At 47.7% G+C, this 18,897-nt stretch carries 19 protein-coding genes; 10 read left to right on the forward strand and 9 right to left on the reverse strand.

The features are described 5' to 3' along the window. Positions 1-256: 256 nt before the first annotated feature. A complete protein-coding gene (locus J7E78_RS12925) occupies positions 257-1,468 on the forward strand; it encodes a PQQ-dependent sugar dehydrogenase (protein WP_215076565.1) in 1,212 nt (403 codons plus the stop codon). Between the two features lie 203 nt (positions 1,469-1,671). Here the strand turns inward: J7E78_RS12925 and J7E78_RS12930 are convergent, their stop codons facing one another. Further along, positions 1,672-2,430 carry an MBL fold metallo-hydrolase gene (locus J7E78_RS12930; protein WP_311517236.1) on the reverse strand — a complete coding sequence of 253 codons (759 nt, stop codon included), beginning with the start codon at positions 2,428-2,430 and terminating at the stop codon, positions 1,672-1,674. A 29-nt stretch (positions 2,431-2,459) separates the two neighbouring features. Further along, positions 2,460-3,002 carry a hypothetical protein gene (locus J7E78_RS12935; protein ID WP_215076566.1) on the reverse strand — a complete coding sequence of 181 codons (543 nt, stop codon included), beginning with the start codon at positions 3,000-3,002 and terminating at the stop codon, positions 2,460-2,462. A gap of 104 nt (positions 3,003-3,106) precedes the next feature. Between J7E78_RS12935 and J7E78_RS12940 the strand changes: the two genes are divergently transcribed. Further along, a complete protein-coding gene (locus tag J7E78_RS12940; RefSeq protein ID WP_215076567.1) occupies positions 3,107-3,970 on the forward strand; it encodes an SDR family oxidoreductase in 864 nt (287 codons plus the stop codon). A gap of 47 nt (positions 3,971-4,017) precedes the next feature. Here J7E78_RS12940 and thrS read toward each other — a convergent pair whose 3' ends face one another. From thrS to J7E78_RS12955, 3 genes are all read right to left on the reverse strand, one after another. Then, the gene (gene thrS, locus J7E78_RS12945; protein WP_251035009.1) at positions 4,018-6,024 is read right to left on the reverse strand and encodes a threonine--tRNA ligase; all 2,007 of its coding nucleotides are present in this window, start codon (positions 6,022-6,024) and stop codon (positions 4,018-4,020) included. Positions 6,025-6,495: 471 nt separating this feature from the next. Further along, positions 6,496-8,256: a sensor histidine kinase gene (locus J7E78_RS12950; RefSeq protein ID WP_215076568.1), complete on the reverse strand. Its 1,761-nt coding sequence runs from the start codon at positions 8,254-8,256 to the stop codon at positions 6,496-6,498. Beyond that, on the reverse strand, positions 8,253-9,014 hold the full coding sequence (locus J7E78_RS12955; RefSeq protein WP_215076569.1) for a response regulator transcription factor: 762 nt from the start codon (positions 9,012-9,014) through the stop codon (positions 8,253-8,255). The genes J7E78_RS12950 and J7E78_RS12955 overlap by 4 nt, the downstream gene beginning before the upstream one ends. Before the next feature lie 220 nt (positions 9,015-9,234). Between J7E78_RS12955 and J7E78_RS12960 the strand changes: the two genes are divergently transcribed. Continuing rightward, complete coding sequence (locus J7E78_RS12960; protein ID WP_251035010.1) at positions 9,235-10,335, forward strand: M23 family metallopeptidase; 1,101 nt, start codon at positions 9,235-9,237, stop codon at positions 10,333-10,335. Positions 10,336-10,442: 107 nt separating this feature from the next. Beyond that, positions 10,443-10,946, forward strand: coding sequence for a GNAT family N-acetyltransferase (locus J7E78_RS12965; protein ID WP_036610704.1), 504 nt, complete (start codon positions 10,443-10,445; stop codon positions 10,944-10,946). Positions 10,947-11,058: 112 nt separating this feature from the next. On the opposite strand, the gene J7E78_RS12970 is transcribed toward J7E78_RS12965, so the two are convergent. Then, entirely contained in the window at positions 11,059-11,553 is a 495-nt protein-coding gene (locus J7E78_RS12970) for a DinB family protein (RefSeq protein WP_215076570.1), read from the reverse strand. Positions 11,554-11,828: 275 nt separating this feature from the next. Here J7E78_RS12970 and J7E78_RS12975 point away from each other — a divergent pair, with 275 nt between their 5' ends. The 6 genes from J7E78_RS12975 to J7E78_RS13000 all read left to right on the forward strand — a co-directional run bounded on the left by J7E78_RS12975 (position 11,829) and on the right by J7E78_RS13000 (position 16,984). Further along, entirely contained in the window at positions 11,829-12,248 is a 420-nt protein-coding gene (locus J7E78_RS12975; RefSeq protein WP_215076571.1) for a hypothetical protein, read from the forward strand. Next, positions 12,245-13,534, forward strand: a complete 1,290-nt coding sequence (locus tag J7E78_RS12980) for an ammonium transporter (RefSeq protein ID WP_215076572.1) — start codon at positions 12,245-12,247, stop codon at positions 13,532-13,534. The genes J7E78_RS12975 and J7E78_RS12980 overlap by 4 nt, the downstream gene beginning before the upstream one ends. Positions 13,535-13,684: 150 nt before the next feature. Continuing rightward, positions 13,685-14,626: a DUF1963 domain-containing protein gene (locus J7E78_RS12985; protein WP_215076573.1), complete on the forward strand. Its 942-nt coding sequence runs from the start codon at positions 13,685-13,687 to the stop codon at positions 14,624-14,626. A gap of 175 nt (positions 14,627-14,801) precedes the next feature. Continuing rightward, a complete protein-coding gene (locus tag J7E78_RS12990) occupies positions 14,802-15,269 on the forward strand; it encodes a DinB family protein (RefSeq protein ID WP_311517242.1) in 468 nt (155 codons plus the stop codon). Between the two features lie 106 nt (positions 15,270-15,375). Beyond that, complete coding sequence (locus J7E78_RS12995; RefSeq protein WP_215076574.1) at positions 15,376-16,329, forward strand: aminoglycoside phosphotransferase family protein; 954 nt, start codon at positions 15,376-15,378, stop codon at positions 16,327-16,329. 148 nt (positions 16,330-16,477) lie between these two features. Beyond that, a complete protein-coding gene (locus J7E78_RS13000; RefSeq protein WP_215076575.1) occupies positions 16,478-16,984 on the forward strand; it encodes a DUF2569 domain-containing protein in 507 nt (168 codons plus the stop codon). A gap of 129 nt (positions 16,985-17,113) precedes the next feature. On the opposite strand, the gene J7E78_RS13005 is transcribed toward J7E78_RS13000, so the two are convergent. The 3 genes from J7E78_RS13005 to J7E78_RS13015 all read right to left on the reverse strand — a co-directional run bounded on the left by J7E78_RS13005 (position 17,114) and on the right by J7E78_RS13015 (position 18,893). Beyond that, a complete protein-coding gene (locus J7E78_RS13005; RefSeq protein ID WP_047842069.1) occupies positions 17,114-17,572 on the reverse strand; it encodes a threonine/serine exporter family protein in 459 nt (152 codons plus the stop codon). A gap of 18 nt (positions 17,573-17,590) precedes the next feature. After that, entirely contained in the window at positions 17,591-18,352 is a 762-nt protein-coding gene (locus J7E78_RS13010) for a threonine/serine exporter family protein (protein ID WP_215076620.1), read from the reverse strand. Positions 18,353-18,587: 235 nt separating this feature from the next. Beyond that, a complete protein-coding gene (locus J7E78_RS13015) occupies positions 18,588-18,893 on the reverse strand; it encodes a hypothetical protein (RefSeq protein WP_215076576.1) in 306 nt (101 codons plus the stop codon). Between the last annotated feature and the right edge of the window lie 4 nt (positions 18,894-18,897).

An 18,897-nucleotide genomic window follows, 5' to 3' on the forward strand; every position in this document is an offset into this window, starting at 1 on the left:
ATCCACCTTTCCATTCCTTCTATCTCTCTATTATAAAAGATTATGATGGAATTCCAAACTGCGGTGATTTCATATCCTCGGAATCCCTTGAATTCTCGGTTTAAGCGGCTGGTATGAAGGGTAATACAGGGCGAAACCGCTTAACAGATGAATAATAGCACCACAACTATAGAGAGCAGTGAATGAACAATACGTCGAAGCTTTTCTTTATTTATTTTATACGAAAAAACGATATGCGAAGGGAGATGTAATTATCATGAATAATCGAGTAACCGTTCCGCTGTATGCTTCATTATTAAGTGTGGCACTGTTAACCGCGTCATGTTCTTCAGGCGAACCCTCTACGGGAGGAACAGAGCAGACGTCTCAGGGGCAGGGAACCGCTCAGGGACAGACAGCCAATGGAGGTAATACCGGTGCGAGTGGAAACGAGAGTGGAGCACAGGGAGAGACGGTTATTCCGTATCAGGCTTCCGTTCTGGTTGAAGGATTGAATGCACCATGGGAGATTGTGAGTGTGCCTGATGGTCGGATGTTTGTAACGGAACGCCCTGGTGCGATTCGGGTTATTGAGGATGGAAAACTGGCCCCTGAACCACTGATTGAATTCTCAGCTCCATTTAATGAAGAAGGTGAGGGAGGTCTGTTGGGTCTTGCGGCTGATCCGGACTTCGAGGATAACAGTTATCTGTATGCATACCACTCCTATCTGGAAGGCGATGACATTGCCAATCGAGTGTTACGCCTCAAGGTGAATGATGGCAAAGCGGTCATAGATCAAGAGCTGCTTGGTAACATTCCAGGCGGAACGAATCATAATGGTGGGCGGATCAAAATTGGCCCGGACAAGTTGCTCTATATCACGACAGGTGAACGTTATGAACCGGAACTGTCGCAGAACCAAGATAGCCTTGGGGGTAAAATATTGCGGATAGGTCTCGACGGATCGATCCCGGCAGACAACCCATGGCCGAATTCACCTGTATACAGTATGGGACACCGTAACGCACAGGGACTGGCATGGAACCCGGACAATGGCTATCTGTATTCTACCGAGCATGGTCAGCGGAATCATGATGAGATTAACCGGATTGTAGCCGGGGAGAATTATGGCTGGCCCGAGGTAGAAGGAGACGATGATGACAATGGCGCATATCAGGCTCCGCTTGCACATAGTGGGAATGATACATGGGCGCCGTCTGGTGTAGCTTTTGTTGAAGAAGGACCTTGGGCTGGATCACTGATTGCTGCGAATCTGCGTGGAGAGCAGCTGCTAAAGGTTACTCTTTCGGAAGATGGCACACAGGTGGAGAAGGTGGAACCCATCTTCGAAGATGAGTGGGGGCGAATTCGTAATGTGAGTGCGGGCGAGGACGGAAAGTTATACGTGCTTACGAACAATCGGGATGGACGGGGATCACCACGAGATGGAGATGACAAGCTGATTGTACTTACTCCGGAGAGTTAAGTCGGGGGCAGGGGAGACAAAATCAGTGTAACAGGAAAGCGTCGAACCGAATTGGTCTCGCCGGTAAGGTTAGGAGGTTTAATGGTTAATTAATCAAAGGAGCTGTCCCGTCAAGTTCATGACATTTGGGACAGCTCCTTGATTGTAATGTATGTTTCATCCTAATCTTGAATGAGCTACAACGCACAATGCCGCGTTCTTTACTATTCTGCGCTCTCCGCAAGTGTGGCAATACGCTGAGCCGGATCATTCATGTACTCTCCACCGTGATAACAGAGAACCTTATTAAGCTTAAGGTTGGTCAGTTTCTTCAGGCTTCGCAGCGCTTCAGGCATGTCCGGTGTCGCTTGTGGCGCAGGGCCAACCAGTTCATCATCGACCATACGAAGTTCATCGGCAGCAAGCAGGAACTGCTGCTCCTGGAAATACAGACAGATATGACCTGGCGTATGTCCCGGTGTATGAATGACCTGTGTACCGCCTTGAAGGGGTAATAAGTCTCCGTCTGCCAGAGTTCTGCTAATGTTCACTTCGGGCAGCTGCAAGAGCAATTGGTCTGCCAGTGCCAGAACGGGAGCGGGCAGCAGAGCACGACGTTCAGGCATGAACTTGATCAAAGGTTTCTCACCTGTTAGATATGGAGTCTCATCGGCATGTGCCCAGATTTCCAGATCGGGAATAGCATCCAGCAGAGCGCCCAGATTACCGATATGATCGATGTCTTGATGGGTAATAATCACACGTTTGACGTCCGAGAGCTGTACGCCCTCTTGTTCCAATGCGGATTGAAGTTCGGCAAATTGTCCAATCATGCCTGTATCCACCAGGGTAACGCCATCTACATCACGAAGCATGACGGGGAATATGGGGCTGTTCCCGGAAGGTGTGGGAATCTGGAGATTTAGCACAGTAATCGAAGTTGTTGGATGGCTCATGGTGATCCGGACCGTAGTCCGGTACACCTCCTTTTCTTTTTTAGCGATGATTGTTGTTATTCAGGGCGATTATATTTTAAGTGTTTTCTATATTTTTTTACCGTATGGAGCAGTGCTTCGAACGTTTCTTCTTCATTACTGCCATCCTTAACGATGGAGACAAATGAGAAGTTATCATGAACAAGTTTGTTCCTCGTCTGAAATACCAGACTAAGGGCTTCAGCGAAGTGTTCTTTTTCGGATTCCAGAGCAATGAACTCTTTACTCAGTTCCGCTTGAATAATCTCCATGTTGGAGCGCGCGCGGTAGGCAGGAGTTTTCATCAGCTGGGTCGAATTAAACTTTTTCTGATATACGTCTCTGTACAGTTGATGTAACATTTGTTCAATGATGGCGCATAATTCGATGACCAATGAAGCATATCTTCGGTTTTTGCGTTTTCGGGTGAGCTCACGTGTTTCTTCTTTGTCCAAAATACCATATTTTTCATACAGCGTAGAGTCAACGTTCTGCAAGATTTCCTGATATTCCTGTTCGAGTAGTGCGATTTCAACTTTGGCTTGTTTTTTAACTTTTCTAAAATCTTCTTTGGTCAGCATACTTGTCCTCCCATGGAAACCGAGATGTGATCCTATCATTATCTCATATTGTCCGTTGTTGCGCCTCTAATTTCAGAACCTCAGGTTCAGAAAGGAATTACCTCATGTCCATTCAGATAGCAATTGTAACAGGAGCTAACTCAGGTATGGGGTTGGCAACCACCATTGAACTTGCAAGACAAGGATATCGCGTAATTATGGCATGCCGCAGTGAGAAGCGCGGACAGGAGGCTCTTCAGGAAGCTGTGCGTCAGTCCGGCTCTTCTACGATTGAACTTATGCTGTGTGACCTGGGTTCACTCGAAAGGATACGCCAGTTTGCCCGCACATTCCGCGAGTGTCATGATCGCCTTGACGTTCTGGTTAATAATGCGGGGGTGGTGATGGTCAAGCGGAAGGAAACCTCAGATGGGTTCGAACAAAGTATCGGTATTAACCATCTGGGGCATTTCCTGCTGACCTTACTTTTGATAGAACCTCTGAAAGCCGCGAAGCAGGGACGGGTGGTGAACGTTTCGTCAGGTGCTTACAAGGCTGGCAAAATCCACTTCGAAGATCCACATCTGCACAAAGGTTATAATCCGATCAAAAGTTATGCTCAATCCAAACTGGCGAACGTGCTGTTCACTCGTGCACTGGCTCGCAAACTGTCAGGTACGTCTGTCACAGTGAACTGTCTACACCCTGGTGCGGTGGGAACGAGTATAGGCGTAGATCGCAATACCGGATTTGGCACACGCATTATGGCGTTTGCAGGTAAGCTTCCATTCTTTCTGTCGCCTGAAGAAGGGGCACGAACGGCTGTTTATCTGGCTACAAGCTCTGAAGTCGTCGGGATCACCGGGCGTTACTTCTATCAGCAGAAAGAGCAGCAGCTGAAGGCACATGCCATTGATGATGCTTCAGCTGAGCGTTTCTGGACGTGGAGTGAAGAACAGGTTGGGCTAAAGCCTGACGAGAAGTTGTAATTCAGCACAAGCTGATGAGTGACCAATGAATAGAGTTGTTACATCTTTTATACTTTTGCCTTCACAGCTTGTTGGATCATTTTAATAAAATCTCGAATATGTTGGATGCCTTGATCTCCCTGACCGTATGCACGGACTGAGGCGGATGAGGCATTTTTCTCATTCTCACCAAGCACGAGTGAATAAGGCACTTTTTCCATCTGGGCTTCACGGATTTTGTACCCGAGCTTCTCGCTGCGCAGATCTGTTTCTACCCGAATTCCCGCAGCACGGAGCTGGCTCTGTACTTGGAGCGCATAGTCTGCGTAATGATCTGATACAGGTAGGAGCTTCACTTGCACAGGTGCGAGCCAGAGTGGGAACGCTCCTGCATAGTGCTCAGTCAGGATGCCGATGAAACGATCAATGGAACCATAGATGGCACGGTGGATCACGACAGGACGGTGTTTCAGGCTATCCTCGCCAATATAAGTGAGGTCGAACTTCTCCGGCATTTGAAAATCAAGCTGGATTGTTCCGCACTGCCAGCTACGCTTCAGCGCATCGAGGATATGAAAGTCAATTTTCGGTCCATAAAAGGCACCGTCCCCTTCGTTAATGCGATACTCCACACCGCGCCGATCCAGTACATTTTGCAATGCTTTTTCAGCTTGATCCCACAGTTCTTCCGATCCCATGGAATCTTCCGGGCGAGTGGACAATTCAATCTTATATTCGAACCCAAAGATATCGTACATACGTCCAATCAGTGAGATTGCCTGATTAATCTCGTCCTCGATCTGCTCTGGCATGACGTAGAGATGGGCATCATCCTGGCAGAATGTCCGCACACGCATCATGCCGTTCAGAGCACCTGAGAATTCATGACGGTGAACCTGACCAAATTCCATCATGCGAATCGGTAATTCGCGATAGGAATGGAGTGTATTTTTGAAGATCAGCATGTGCCCGGGACAGTTCATCGGTTTCAGTGCAAAAGTGGAATCGTCCACTTCCGAGAAATACATATTGTCCTTGTAATGCTCCCAATGGCCGGATTGCTCCCACAGCCGGTTGTTCATCATGAGCGGAGTCCGAACTTCCTGATAACCTTCCTGTAATTGCAGCTCACGGGAGAATTGCTCCAGTTCAGTACGAACAGTCATGCCTTTAGGCAGATAGAAGGGCATGCCGGGCGCTTCCTCGGAGAACATGAATAGTTCAAGCTCTTTACCGAGTTTACGGTGATCCCGTTTTTTCGCTTCTTCGAGCATGTGCAGATGTTCATCCAGTTGGGCTTTGTTCGGAAAAGCTGTACCGTAGATGCGTTGCAGCATCTTATTATCCGAGTTCCCCCGCCAGTACGCACCAGCCACATTCAACAGCTTGAACGCTTTGATCCGACCAGTGGATGGGAGATGGGGACCGCGGCACAGATCAAAGAACTCTCCTTGATCATAGATCGAAAGCTCGGCGTCCTCTGGCAAATCCTGAATGAGTTCAAGCTTGTAGGGGTCCTGGATTTCTCCGAAGATCCGGAGGGCTTCTTCCCGGCTAACGACCCGCCGACTGATTTTGTGATTTTCCTGAATGATTTTGTTCATTTCCCGCTCGATGGCAGCCAGATCACTGATGGACAAGGCATGCTCGAGATCAACATCGTAATAGAATCCATCTTCAATGACGGGGCCGATCCCCAGTTTCACTTGTTCTGCACCGTAGATGCGTTTGAGTGCCTGTGCGAGCACATGTGCTGCGCTGTGACGATAACGATACAGACCTTCCGCACTGTCCAAAGTAACGATAACAAGTTCGCAATCTTGCTCGAGCACCCAATCGAGGTCGACATTCTGACCATCTACAATACCGCCAATGGCCTGTTTTCCCAGGCTTGTGCTGATCGATGAGGCAACCGCACCTACAGTGATGCCTGCTTCGTAAGAACGTACCGCGCCACCTTGCAGACGGACCTCAATGGAATGACCGGATTGTTGCACATCATTTGCTGTTGCTTGGCTGTTTATTTCGTTACCTGATTTGTTGCTTGCAGCGTTACTGTTTACCTGTTTACTCATGTGAACCACTCTCCATTTCATCAAATGAAAGCGCAAAAAACACCCGTCCCGGAAAAGGGACGAGTGCGCTTGGCTCGTGGTTCCACCCTAATTTTGGTTATGGTGCACCCTGCTCTCGGCCAGCCGCCGGAACAGAAAACATCATAACCCTCATTGGAATCCGTTATCGGGGATCAGGCGGTGAACTCTACTGGCAGCATGCCAAACATCCGAGGGAAGTTCGAAATGCTGAGGTTCGAGGTCACGGCTGCAGAGGGGTAATTCCGGTCCGTTCGCTGAAGAAGGTTTCACCAATCCCCTCTCTCTCTGGGCAGCACGCAAACGAAATCATGTCTCTGGTCATCGCCAAATATGTTAGATCAACTCATCAGATGATCCTGAAATGTGTTGTGTTCAATATTAATATATGGGAACAGGTGTTATTGAGTGTCGATTATATAGACTGGAAATGGAAAGGTCAAGCGGAACATTTTAATTGGTTTCGGACGGTCCATCCCATATTAAGCGAATGATCGTTCCTTCACCAGGGGTGGACTGTACCTCAATCCGACCATTCATGGCTTCGATCAAACCTTTGGTTACCGCCATGCCCAGCCCTGATCCAACATCCGATGTACCTGTATCTGTACCGCGATAGTATCGTTCAAATAACTTCCATACCGTCTCGGGGTCCATGCCTCGTCCATTATCGGCAAACTGAATGCTGAATTCATCTGCCTGCTTACCAGAATGCACACTGACAAGCAGGATGGACTCGGCCGGATTATGAAGAAGGGCATTGGCGGTCAGATTATCCACGATTCGTTCAAACGACGGAATATGCACAAGGCCATACACGGGCACTTCGGAAGCTTGGAAAATAATGCGACCTTCCCCATATGCCGGATTCCGTTCAGCGCGCAGGATCAGATCGCGGAGCAACGTATTTACGTCAGTTTCTTCCACCACAGGTTGATATCCTCCACTGCGTAATCGATAGGTCATGGCAAGGTCGTTGACAAGCCTGTCCATATACATAGATTTATCGAGCATTATGCCTGCGAATTCCCTGACTTCTTCCGCGGTCCAGCTATACTTATCTGCCTCAAGCATATGAGCATATCCCTGAATGGAGGAGAGGGGTGTCTTCAGATCATGTGTTATGCCAGCAATCCACTCCTCCCGCAGAGAATCGGTCTGTTTCCGAAGTTCTTCATCTTGTTTCAATGTGTGAGACAGGGCCTGCATGGAGCGAAGCACTTCAGCATACACGTTGTATTTTCGCTTCCACTTTCCGTTACGACGCTGACTGCGAGGCACTCCAAAGGCTCCGGTGGGTTCCTCATAATGTCCTCGTTCCAGACGCTGTAACCATTGGAGCATATGCAGCATAGGTGAGCCGAAGCGGTTGGCATACCAGAAGGCGAGTAGGCTAATCAAAATGACAACGGACAGGAGAAGCGCGAGAAGAGCGGGTGCCAATATGAATTTATATGGATTCTCATCTCCTGACGCAGATGGGTCTACAGGTATGTTAAGCATCCAGGTTGTGCTGTTCTGTTCGTCGTAAAAAGTTGCGCTCGATATTCCATACCGATTGGGATAACGAATACGTAAAATCAGTTCCTGGATGTCATAACTGCTGGGGACGCCTATGGCGGGTTTGTTAAAGGAAGCCAGCTCTTGACCGTAAGCGTCCAAAACTTGCAGATATGCATCTTTGGAGCGAATCGCATCCTGTTGTTGGGGCTGGAGAACCAGCTCTCCATTGGTGTAATAACTGTTTTGACGGGCTTGATTAAGTAAGGATTCGGCCTGATTGCGCTCGCCGTACAGCAAGGTGAAATCCTGTCCGTCTTTCTTCCGAATCTGAATGATGATCCGGTACGGGAAGGTTTTTTTGGCATCCCAATAAGCGATCAACTCGCCGGGCTTGTATTGTTTGGGGACATCGGTTGGTGTATTAAAGTCGTCAATGACGAAGCCCTTCTTATCCAGAACCTGCAACCATCCCTGATTATGTTTCACCTGCTCCAGCAGCTTGGGATCATAACGTACCGTGCCATCGGGCATCATCTCTGCGGTATTGATTAATTGGTCAAGTCCGCTTGTAGCGAAGTCATCCACCAACATGACTTCATTTACCCTTTGAACGACCCAATAGGTTGCCGCAGAACCCAATAGGATAATAAGGACAACTATACCGGCAAGCATCCCGACAAACCGGGTCATCAATCTGCGACGAATACTCATGGACGAATCGCTTTTTCTGGTTGAATGAGCTTGTAACCCAACCCCCGGACATTCACAAGAAAAGCCGGGTTCGAAGGATCGGCTTCAATGCGCTCCCGAATGCGGTGAATATGAACCATTACGGTATTGTCATCACTAATGGCTTCAGAGCCCCATACTCGCTCATATAGATCTGATTTGGTAAAGATACGATTGGGATGCTTGCAGAAAAAGAGAAGCAGTTGAAACACAAGTGCCGGACAGGATACGGATTCACCTTCAACTCGAAGCTCACCAGCCCATTCCAATACCTGGAATCGTCCAAAGTCGTATACGCCTTCCGGCATGCTGGAAGATGACGTATTTACGTTAGATGAGACGTAGTCCGAGAGGGTTACTGTTTTTGATGGTAAATAACGCTTCAGTAATGATTTAATTCGAGCAACCACTTCTAGAGGGTTAAAGGGTTTGGCCACATAATCGTCGCCACCAACGGCGAACCCGGTTAATTTGTCATAATCCGTTGTTTTGGCTGTTAGAAACAGGATGGGCGCATCGGTGACCTGCCGCAGAAAAGGACAGATTTCCAGCCCGCTTTTTCCAGGGAGCATGATGTCGAGCACAATGCAATGATATGTCTTGTTGTTGCAAGCCTCAATGGCAGCTTCGCCTGTTGTAACGGTATCAATATCGAGAAACTGCTCTTTGAGCAGAACGGTTTTGAGCATATGCAGAATAGCCTGTTCATCATCCACAAGCAGTAATGAGACGTTATCCATAGATTAAAAATGACCTCCTGATCCTTCCGTTGTGTGTATTGCTAATCATACCATCCAAGAAGGCTGTATAGCGTACGAGCTATCTTAACGGAATCTTAATTATGCAGCGTTAGAAGGCAAGACGAGTTTAACTACTGGTAAGTTGGGGTTAGACGAAGGATAAGACTCATTCTGTACACTTAACTGGAAAGTATAACGATTAATAGAAGGGATGTTGAAAATGAACAGGGAAGGTCATCTGAGATCAGAGCAACATACACACCAGAAATTACAGCACAGAAAGAGCTGGAAGGTGCTTGCGATTGCCCTTGGAGCCTGCGTGATATTGTCTGCTTGCGGCAACAGTAACTCCATTACTTCCGACCAGGCGGAGCAGCAGTCAGCCGAACAGACGTCCAATTATGAAGCGAGTGAGAAGGCTAATCAGGAGCAGAACTCAAGTTCAGAGGTGAGCACGATGGTTACACCAGACAATTTCATAGATACGTTGATGACCGGTTCAAAGGATGCGATCTACAGTCAGTTTTCTCCGGAATTGAAGGAAACGTTAACGCTTGAGCAGTTCAAAACCTCCGCCGATAGTTTCCTGGAAGGTGTTGAATCGTGGGAGCAAGTGGTAGACGCCAAAATGAATCAATTATCCGAGTATGCCTGGAAAGATCAGACAGGGACAAAAGGGATTCTGGCCTATTTTTCCAAAGAAAACCAGATTGATGGTCTGTTGATTCAGCCGCTGGAAACCCATGAGGATACAGATCAAAAGTTCACCAAAACCGAATTCCATTTCCCTTTAAAGGGTGAGTGGTATGTGTTCTGGGGAGGCAACGATGTGATGTCGAACTATCATTATGAGCATGAAACGCAGCGCTACGCGCTGGATATTGTTCGGGCTAAAGAAGGTTTCAGTTATAACGGGGATGCCAAGGTGAACGCAAGTTACCATGCTTTTGGTGAACCACTCTATGCTGCTGCGGATGGAACCGTCGTTGAAATCAAGAACGATATACCGGACAATGTACCGGGTGTGATGAATCCCGAAGAGCCAGCGGGGAATTATGTAGTCATTGACCATGGGCAGGGAGAATATAGCATTACGGCACATATAAAAAAAGGAAGTGTAGCGGTCAAAAAAGGAGATAAACTCAAGCAGGGGGACCTCATCGGTGAGCTGGGTAATTCGGGTAACTCCAGTGAAGCTCATCTGCATTTCCAGGTATCGGACGGCCCGGATCTGTTCACATCTCGCTCAATCAACATTCGTTGGGCAGACCAGAGTCAGCAGTTAACTCGTGGCAACACAATTCAGGGACTTCCAGAGTAATGATTGAGTAATTCTTTGTCAGAATGTTAGAGGTGACGAAGGCTTCTATTTTCCATTATAATATCCTCTATGATAATAGAACGATTTGGAATGATGGAGGAATAGGGATGAAACTGGAAGATGTGCAGATTGAATATGCGCGCCTGGAGGACTTGCCGAGGATTGTGGAAATTTATAATTCTACCATTGAGGGCCGTATGGCAACAGCGGATTTGGAGCCGGTGACGGTGGAGCAACGTTTGCCTTGGTTCGAGGAACATACACCGGAACATCGTCCGCTTTGGGTGATGAAGCAGGCAGGACAGGTGGTCGCTTGGGCAAGTCTCAGCTCGTTCTATGGACGCCCTGCGTATAATGGAACGGTGGAAGTCAGTGTATACGTGGATCAGCAATGCCGCGGAATTGGGGCTGGTGGACGTTTGCTGGAAACGGTATTTGCGGCATGTCCTGCACTTGGAATTAAGACCATTCTTGGATTTGTCTTCGGGCATAACGAACCGAGTCTGGGGTTATTGCGCAAGCATGGTTTTGAACAGTGGGGTTATTATCCCGAAGTGGCCGTGTTGGATGGTGTGAATAGGGATCTGGCGATTTTGGGCAAAAAAATATAAGTGTCGTTCTTTTCGTAGAAAAGAACATTGAAAACCTCCAACCTAAATTAATAGGATTGGAGGTTTTTTGTCGTTCAACTATATTCTTCGCTATTTGAAGTGTAGGTTGTGTTTACACGCCAAGCTGCTGTTTGATCTCTTGAATCTGCCCCAGATGACGTTCCTCATGATAACTTGCAAAGTCAATCCATTGGGTAAGATCCATCTCACCAAATACGGGATGAGGAAAGGACTTGCTGCGCAGCAGGTCAGGATCATGATCCAATGCAAAGTTGTTTAACGCTTGGTGAGATTCGTCCAGATCATTGCGTACGTCTGCAAGTGCTTCAGGCGCTGCTGGAGGCTGAAGATGGGGTGGTGCCTCGACGGAGCGGCTGCGGTCCAACGATAATTCATATGGTTTTTTGTCCACAGACACTGTCTGTTCCTTCTCGAGGGCCGAGCGGGCTTGTTTTCCAATTACATTTTCCATCAGATTCAGATGACGTAGTACTTGCATAATACTCCATTGCTCGGGTGAAGGTTTTCGGTTCAATTGTTCTTCTTCGAGTCCCGAGACGGCTTCCCAGATTTGGTTACGTATATCGTCATTACGAGTAAACATCATATAATCCTCTCCTTATATATGGATTCTGTGATGTGGGTAGTCTGTGTATGTTCATTACCCCAAATGTGGATGCTTATTCTATATGGATTGGAAAGAGTGAATGCGAACCTAGGCAAAATTACCTTGTTAAATGTGATCTGTGCCAAATAAAAAAAGCCGTTCTCCATGAACGGTTCATTTAAATCCATCCCAAGTCCAAAAAAAGATTGACGGGCAGACCCCGGCAAACTATAATCGGTACAAGTAACTTTATATGTAAGGAGTCCTGACATGATATGTTAGTAATCGAGGAGGTGTATCACCATACAGCATTGCAAATATCATCGTCCGATTTATTGTACCTTATCGAACGGCTGAAGGTCAAAAAAGAAAATGAGATCCAAACGCTCAAGCAGAAGATCGAACAGTTCGAACAAAAGCGTCGAGCGGAAGAGGTTGCTTATCAATCATTGTCGCCCGTACGCAAATGGTTCGCGGGACGCCCTGCATCCCATCATCAGGCGGTAGAGTATATGGTGCAGGTAAAGGAACGTTTTCGCAAGATGGAACAGATTCGCAGACGCATACGTGAATTGGATCAGATCGCAGAACGAATTAAGCATCCGGACAGCATTGAGCGGGACGAGATTGAGCTTGCGCCCGATACAATCCGTGAGCTCAGACAGCTTAGTGAAACGGAGGATGTACAAGCATGACTTTGGAGACGTTAAGCACCGGGATTGATACGGTCTGGGTCGTACTGAGTGCAGCGATGATTTTATTGATGGAGGGTGGATTCGCCCTGCTCGAGGCTGGCTTTGTGCGTTATAAAAATAGTGTGAACATTATTATGAAGGTCTTTGCTGACATTACGATTGGAACGTTGCTGTTCTATGCCATCGGTTTTGGACTGATGTATGGTTCGGACGTTGGTGGTTTTGCGGGAGTAACGGGATTCTTCCTGAATGGGGATTTGTCTCACCTGGACGTACCGGTATCTCTGGAGACATTCTGGTTGTTCCAGGCTGCCTTTACCATTGCCGTTATTTCCATCGTTTCAGGAGCGGTAGCCGAGCGGATCAACTTCCGTGCCTACTTGTTGTATATCATATTGATGACAGCGATTATCTATCCAATTGGTGGACACTGGGCATGGGGCGGCGGCTGGCTTAGTCAGCTGGGGATGCAGGACTTTGCCGGTTCGGCTGTCATCCATGCACTCGGCGGATTCTCGGCATTGGCTGCTGCGATTATCATTGGCCCACGTAAAGGCAAATACACGCCACTTGGCGTAAGTGCCATTGCACTCCCGAGCAATCTGCCGCTGGCATCTGTAGGTGCATTTTTGTTATGGTTCGGCTGGTTTGGCTTCAATGCGGGTAGTACACTCAGCGCGACGGATGTGAGAATTGGTCACATTGCGATTGTCACGATGTTATCTGCGGCTTCGGGTGGTGCGGTTACGTTGCTGTATACGTTATTCCGCTTTAATCGTTCAGATGCACCCTCGGTCATTAACGGTTCGCTTGCGGGACTAGTCGGCATTACAGCAGGCTGTGCTTTTGTTGGCGATGTAGCAGCGATATTCATTGGGGCAGTATCCGGTTTATTGATGATGGCTGCCACCAACTGGCTGGACCGTCATCAAATTGATGATCCAGTTGGTGCTTTCCCGGTGCATGCCGCATCCGGAATGTGGGGTACGATTGCTGTAGGTTTGTTTGCCACGGATGGTGGATTATTCATGGGCGGCGGCTGGAGGTTGTTGGGTGTTCAAGCACTTGGCCTTACAGCCTTGGTCGTCTGGGGATTCGCCATGACTTGGGTCGGGTTAAAGTTAATTGGGAAAATTGTGCCTGTACGATCGACAGAAGAAGAGGAAGATCTGGGTCTGGATATTAGCTATCATGGTGTGATGGCAGCCCATCAGGCCCATGAATTCCTGGACGGTGAGGAGCATATGCGCGCTTACCAGGAAAAGTCTTCTGATCCAAATCGTTGAAATGGAATACAGGATAAAGAAGTAGACTGACAGGGGATGTCAGTCTCTTTTTTTGCTAGAAGCAGGGAAAGACGTCCGGGCGGAAGAATATACAGGTGTGAACCTGAATATGTCTCAGCATAGGTGTATTGTCAAAAGGGGAGGATCTATATGATTAAGCCAGAACAATGTGAACGTCTGACCAGAAAAGCCCGTAAAACACTTGAGGAATATGGTTTGGGAGTTGCTGCCGATCTGCTGTTGTCCTCAAGCCGCTGGGGAATTCGCCTCGATGTATCCACACTGGACGAATATCGCAGGACGGGAAACTCACGTGTGGGTGGACATCCGGATTTGCCGAGTCGCATGGAATGGCCCGTAACACAAGAAGGAGTTCCAATGACTTTCCTGGCCCAGTTAAACCTGGTGGATTTGTCGCCGTATACGCCGAATGATGGGCGCGGGACTTTGCCTGAACGTGGAATGTTATACTTTTTTGTTGGCACGGATGAATCTGCTTGTCCCATTGAACATCGTGTAATTTTTGAGCCGAGTTCTCATCATTTAATAAGGCGAGAGCCTGAAGGTGATACCGCGCTGGACGGAGCCCCGTTTGTTGCACATTCGGTGACCGTACTGCCTAATCTTGAGTTTCCTACATATGCTTATATAGACGCCAACGCGCTGAATGAGCTCTCGCCGCCTCAGCTTGAGACCGATGAGGCCGAAGCGGAAGTGAGTCTGTATGACCGATACCTTGAATTCGAGTCGAGCTGGAACCATCCGAGTACGCTGAATTGGGGTGGTATGTTTGGATATCCTGACGGGCAGCATCCGGATGCCGAGCACCGTGCCTTGTTACAGATCGCACTGGGAGAAGAGTACGATTATAATGAGCAGGAATGTGAGAAGAAGCTGACCAAGCATTACGGCGGTGATGAGGATCGGACATGGCAGGAACTATCCGATACGCTGCTGCTGTTGAAGATAGATACACATGATGCTATTGGTTTCCAATGGTGGGATTGCGGGGAACTGCAATTTTTCATTCGCAAGTCTGACTTGGAGGCTGGACGATTCGAGCAAACGTATTGTTCGTTATACTCCAGTTGAGCGAAGATTTGAACTCATATAGGCAACAAAATGTCCTGAATCCCGTCTATAAGAAGGAGGAAGGACTTTTTTGTTCGTAGATTGTTAGATTTGGTATATAGTTCGTTTATATATTAGGGAGGGATATCTTGGTTGATAATAGATCATATGTTCTGTATAATGGGATAAAAAGGAAGTGTATGTATTGATTCAATCTGCGTTCAAACATATTGACGTGGCCGTAACATCGTTAATTGATATATGTGATCAGCTGTCGGAAGAAGATTTGGCTTTGACTCCCATTGAAGGTAAACGGCCTGTTGGAGAACTACTAGCTCATCTGTCTGTGATCTGCCGAGCGGATGTTTATATTTCCGAAGGTGCATCGGAGGAAGAGATGGCTCAATTCTATGCAGAGAATCAGGTGCATTCGCTCTGTGAGATCAAGCAGGCTCTGATTGATAACCAGATGTATCTGTACCAACGGTACAGGCAGTTTAACACGGAAGAGTTACTGCATGTGACGGATTCGTATTGGGGAGCTTCCTATAGTCGGCTGGAGTGGTTGCTGGAGATTATGGGGCATGTATATCATCATAGGGGGCAATTGTATACGATGCTGACCCTGACGGGCAAAGAACCCGAATCAGTACTTTTTAAATAGAAACGGATAGAATACATATAAGCATGTTATAGGAATCATCGTGGGATAGAGTGGTAATAGACAGACGATACTACACGTTATACGTGAAATAACGGAGGTTTCTGGTGTGGAACAACATAATACATGGAATGCATCGATGGACAATACGTTGATTGACAGGTTAAAACAGATTCCTGAACTTGATCAGGCTACACGGGTTGAACCTGTTATGAAGGGGTATTCAGCGGATGCTAAATTCAAAATGTTTGTCCCCGGCCAAGGCCATGTGTTGGTGAGGGTATATGATGTTGCTGAGGAATGGATGAAGCAAAGGGAATATCAATGTTTGAAGAGCATGCAACAATTAGGTGTACTGTGTCCAGCAACGTTGGGCACAGGTAGATTGGATGAGAAGAACGGTTATATGATTCTTAGCTACATTGAAGGCGAAGATGCTTCCGAGAGACTGCCTCAACTGAATGAACAGCGGCAGTGGGCCGTTGGTTTCGAAGCGGGAGCGCAGTTACAGCTGATTCACCAGTTGCCGATGGAGGAACAGACCGAATCATGGTACATACGCAAGAGCACGAAGCATCAACGTTACGTGGAGCGCTATAAACAGTGCCCGATCGTGATGAAAGAGGATCATACTATTCTAACGTTTATTGCAGACCATCTTGGTTGGATGAAAAATCGTCCAGATGGATTTCAGCATGATGACTTCCACCCGAGCAATCTTGTCGTTAAGCAGGATAAGCTCGCAGGAGTGATTGATTTTAATCGTTATGATCAAGGGGATCCCATTCATGAATTTTTGAAGCTGGGTTTGTTTGCTTCGGAGATCAGTATTCCATATTCCATAGGTCAAATTCAGGGCTATTTCGATGGCAATGAACCGGATGAGCTATTCTGGAGATTGTATTCACTGTATACGGCTATGGCGCTGGTGTCTTCTGTGGTGTGGATTCAGCAGGTGAAGCCGGAAGAGACAACTGAGATGATGACCAAGATCGAGCGTGTCCGTGACGATCACGATGATTTTCGCAGTTTCATCCCTCGGTGGTATACTTTGAACAGGTAAGGAATTGGGGAAGGAAAAGCATAGCCAGCAGATTATGCTAAGGTATACCCGGATCAGAAGATTATATTTAAGGCCAGGCAACGAACTGGAACTTAGGCACAAGCGGTTATTACTGGAGACGTTTAATATTCGGTATGAGGAGGATGAAATGAACAATAGACACCTGAATTCGGAAGGAGAGCTGCCTGGTATCTCCGGATTGGGCGGATGGCTTATTTTAATCCAGATCAGTCTCTGGCTTGCGCTGGTGTTTCTCATCTCGGATTTATCGCAGGTGAATGTCATCATGGACTCTGCCAGATGGGAAGTAGGCCGTGGTGTCGATCCTCAGATTTACAGTGAGATGATCCGTCCACTCCTGTGGTTTGGTTTCATAAGCAGTACCATTCTATTGATAATTGTTATCGTGAATCTCATTCTTTTGTATAAACGGAAGAGACAGTTTCCGCGCATGATGGTGGTGATGTACCTAATGAATGTGATCATAAGCATCGTGACGTGGATTCTGATTGCGCGCAATGAAATCCCAAGAGAACAGCATGTGCTTGATGCAACTCCGGCTTTTCAGCTGATCGTACGATCCATTCTGACGTGCTGTATCTTCATTCCATATTTCCTGAGGTCGGTACGTGTGAAGAATACGTTTGTGAAGTAAACAGAATATTGATTGATTTGCTGCTCTATAATGCTCTATAAGAAAGTGATACGTAAGGCCCGTAGGTATACAAGAGCTTATCCTGTATGCTAACGGGCCTTACGTGTGCTGAATATGTGAAAAGAATAATCATTTCGATGATGATTTTGTCCGAAGTGAGGCGGGAATTCGGCGTATCATCTGGTTTAATACCTCGGAGAGCACAAGGCCTACGGCAATAGCACCGGATAACATAAGTGCCTTGGCGGCCATCTCCATGGCGGCACTGTAGTCATTTTGCACAAAACTTCGCATCGCATTATACGCCAGTCCACCAGGAACCAGAGGAATGATGCCTGCAACGCTGAAGATGATGACAGGTGCGCGAAACATGCGAGAGAATACCTGGCTGATGACACCTACGGCTATGGTCGCAGCAAGTGTAGCAGGCACCGCATCCGCTGCATATTCAAGCACGATATAGATAATCCAGCCGATCATACCGACAAATCCACCATGGAGCAGCATGCGCCGGGGGGCGTTGAAGATGATTCCAAATGCGGCTGAAGCGACAAAACTGGTTAAGGCTTGTTCAATAAAATGGAGCATATCCTGCATTCCTCCGTCTTACATAAAAAGTGAAAATACAACTGCAATGCCAGTACCTATGGCAAAGGCGGTCAGAAATGCCTCGGCTCCCTTGGATAATCCGGAGACCAGATGTCCGGCCATCAGGTCGCGTACAGCATTGGTAATCAGCAGCCCCGGAACGAGCGGCATAACCGAACCAATGATGATTTTGTCCCGTTCATAACCCGCTCCCATATAGATCAGGAGAAAAGCGAGTAAGCCAATAACAAAGGATGCCGTAAGCTCGGCAAAAAATTTGACCCGTACCAACCGGTGAAAGGAAATAACGGCTGCATAACCTATGCCCCCGCAGATCAGCGCCGGAAGAAAGTCGCTCCAGCCCCCGCCAAACATAATGGTAAAACAACCACTGGATAACGCTGCGGCCGTAAGCTGCACAGCCGTTGAATAGGAGGAGGGCTTGCCTTCGATCTGTATCAACAGATCATGGGCTTCCTGAGCGGATAGCTCACCTTGTCCAATGCGGCGGGAGACCGCATTCACCTCGGACACCTTGTCCAGATCCGTCGTACGCTCGGAGATGCGAATCAGCTTGGCGGGTTCGGTTGCATCAACAGAGAAGAAGATGCCTGTCGGGACAACGTAACTGTGCGAATGGGGTAAACCCAGCGCAGCCGCCATACGTTTCATCGTATCTTCCACACGGTAGGTTTCACCACCGCTTTGCAGCATGATTTTGCCTGCGAGCAGACAGATGGCAATCACGCGGGATTGTTCAGTAGGGTTGCTGCCAATCATACCCGTCTCGACTTGTGAAAGGGGTGATGAATCATGACGTATGTATTCCAACCGGATCAAGCTCCGTTTCATATGAGATATGGGGTGTTGCGACACCATTGTATCATATTTCACACGCTTGCAAGGAATCATACCGCACCATCGCCAAGACCATAAAAAAGCTTCGTTCCCAAGACTTGAAAATCTCAGGAGCGAAGCTTCTTGGAACAGCTTCGGATATAGAAGTACAATACCACTACATCAACAGTGTGATAACCAACAATTCATACAGCACCAGCGGCAAAATCGTCGGTCCAAACAAGGCGCGCGGTTCAGGGTATCCATGCATCGGGGTAACCTGGAGATACAAAATCCCCCGGTCTGCACTGATGATGACACCTTCCCACACTTGCCCATCGATATTCTGGACGTGTACTTTCTTGCCAATATGCTGCCGGGCTGTATGATGAAGCATATTCCGCACACTTTGCACGGATTGAAGCATCGGTTGATTGGCTTGATACACGACACGCATGGATGGCGTGGATGTGGATTCAGACATGATG

The organism is Paenibacillus polymyxa, from assembly GCF_018614975.1.
In the GTDB taxonomy this organism is placed as follows: Bacteria; Bacillota; Bacilli; order Paenibacillales; family Paenibacillaceae; genus Paenibacillus; species Paenibacillus polymyxa_E.

Excerpts from the sequence above, each read along its gene's own strand:
- J7E78_RS13015 (WP_215076576.1), bottom strand. The coding sequence starts at position 18,893 with ATGTCTGAATCCACATCCACGCCATCCATGCGTGTCGTGTATCAAGCC.
- J7E78_RS13000 (WP_215076575.1), top strand. The coding sequence starts at position 16,478 with ATGAACAATAGACACCTGAATTCGGAAGGAGAGCTGCCTGGTATCTCC.
- J7E78_RS12975 (WP_215076571.1), top strand. The coding sequence starts at position 11,829 with ATGTTAGTAATCGAGGAGGTGTATCACCATACAGCATTGCAAATATCA.
- J7E78_RS12985 (WP_215076573.1), top strand. The coding sequence starts at position 13,685 with ATGATTAAGCCAGAACAATGTGAACGTCTGACCAGAAAAGCCCGTAAA.
- J7E78_RS12960 (WP_251035010.1), top strand. The coding sequence starts at position 9,235 with ATGAACAGGGAAGGTCATCTGAGATCAGAGCAACATACACACCAGAAA.
- J7E78_RS13010 (WP_215076620.1), bottom strand. The coding sequence starts at position 18,352 with ATGATTGGCAGCAACCCTACTGAACAATCCCGCGTGATTGCCATCTGT.
- J7E78_RS12935 (WP_215076566.1), bottom strand. The coding sequence starts at position 3,002 with ATGCTGACCAAAGAAGATTTTAGAAAAGTTAAAAAACAAGCCAAAGTT.
- J7E78_RS13005 (WP_047842069.1), bottom strand. The coding sequence starts at position 17,572 with ATGCTCCATTTTATTGAACAAGCCTTAACCAGTTTTGTCGCTTCAGCC.
- thrS (WP_251035009.1), bottom strand. The coding sequence starts at position 6,024 with ATGAGTAAACAGGTAAACAGTAACGCTGCAAGCAACAAATCAGGTAAC.
- J7E78_RS12965 (WP_036610704.1), top strand. The coding sequence starts at position 10,443 with ATGAAACTGGAAGATGTGCAGATTGAATATGCGCGCCTGGAGGACTTG.
- J7E78_RS12925 (WP_215076565.1), top strand. The coding sequence starts at position 257 with ATGAATAATCGAGTAACCGTTCCGCTGTATGCTTCATTATTAAGTGTG.
- J7E78_RS12940 (WP_215076567.1), top strand. The coding sequence starts at position 3,107 with ATGTCCATTCAGATAGCAATTGTAACAGGAGCTAACTCAGGTATGGGG.
- J7E78_RS12970 (WP_215076570.1), bottom strand. The coding sequence starts at position 11,553 with ATGATGTTTACTCGTAATGACGATATACGTAACCAAATCTGGGAAGCC.
- J7E78_RS12950 (WP_215076568.1), bottom strand. The coding sequence starts at position 8,256 with ATGAGTATTCGTCGCAGATTGATGACCCGGTTTGTCGGGATGCTTGCC.
- J7E78_RS12955 (WP_215076569.1), bottom strand. The coding sequence starts at position 9,014 with ATGGATAACGTCTCATTACTGCTTGTGGATGATGAACAGGCTATTCTG.
- J7E78_RS12980 (WP_215076572.1), top strand. The coding sequence starts at position 12,245 with ATGACTTTGGAGACGTTAAGCACCGGGATTGATACGGTCTGGGTCGTA.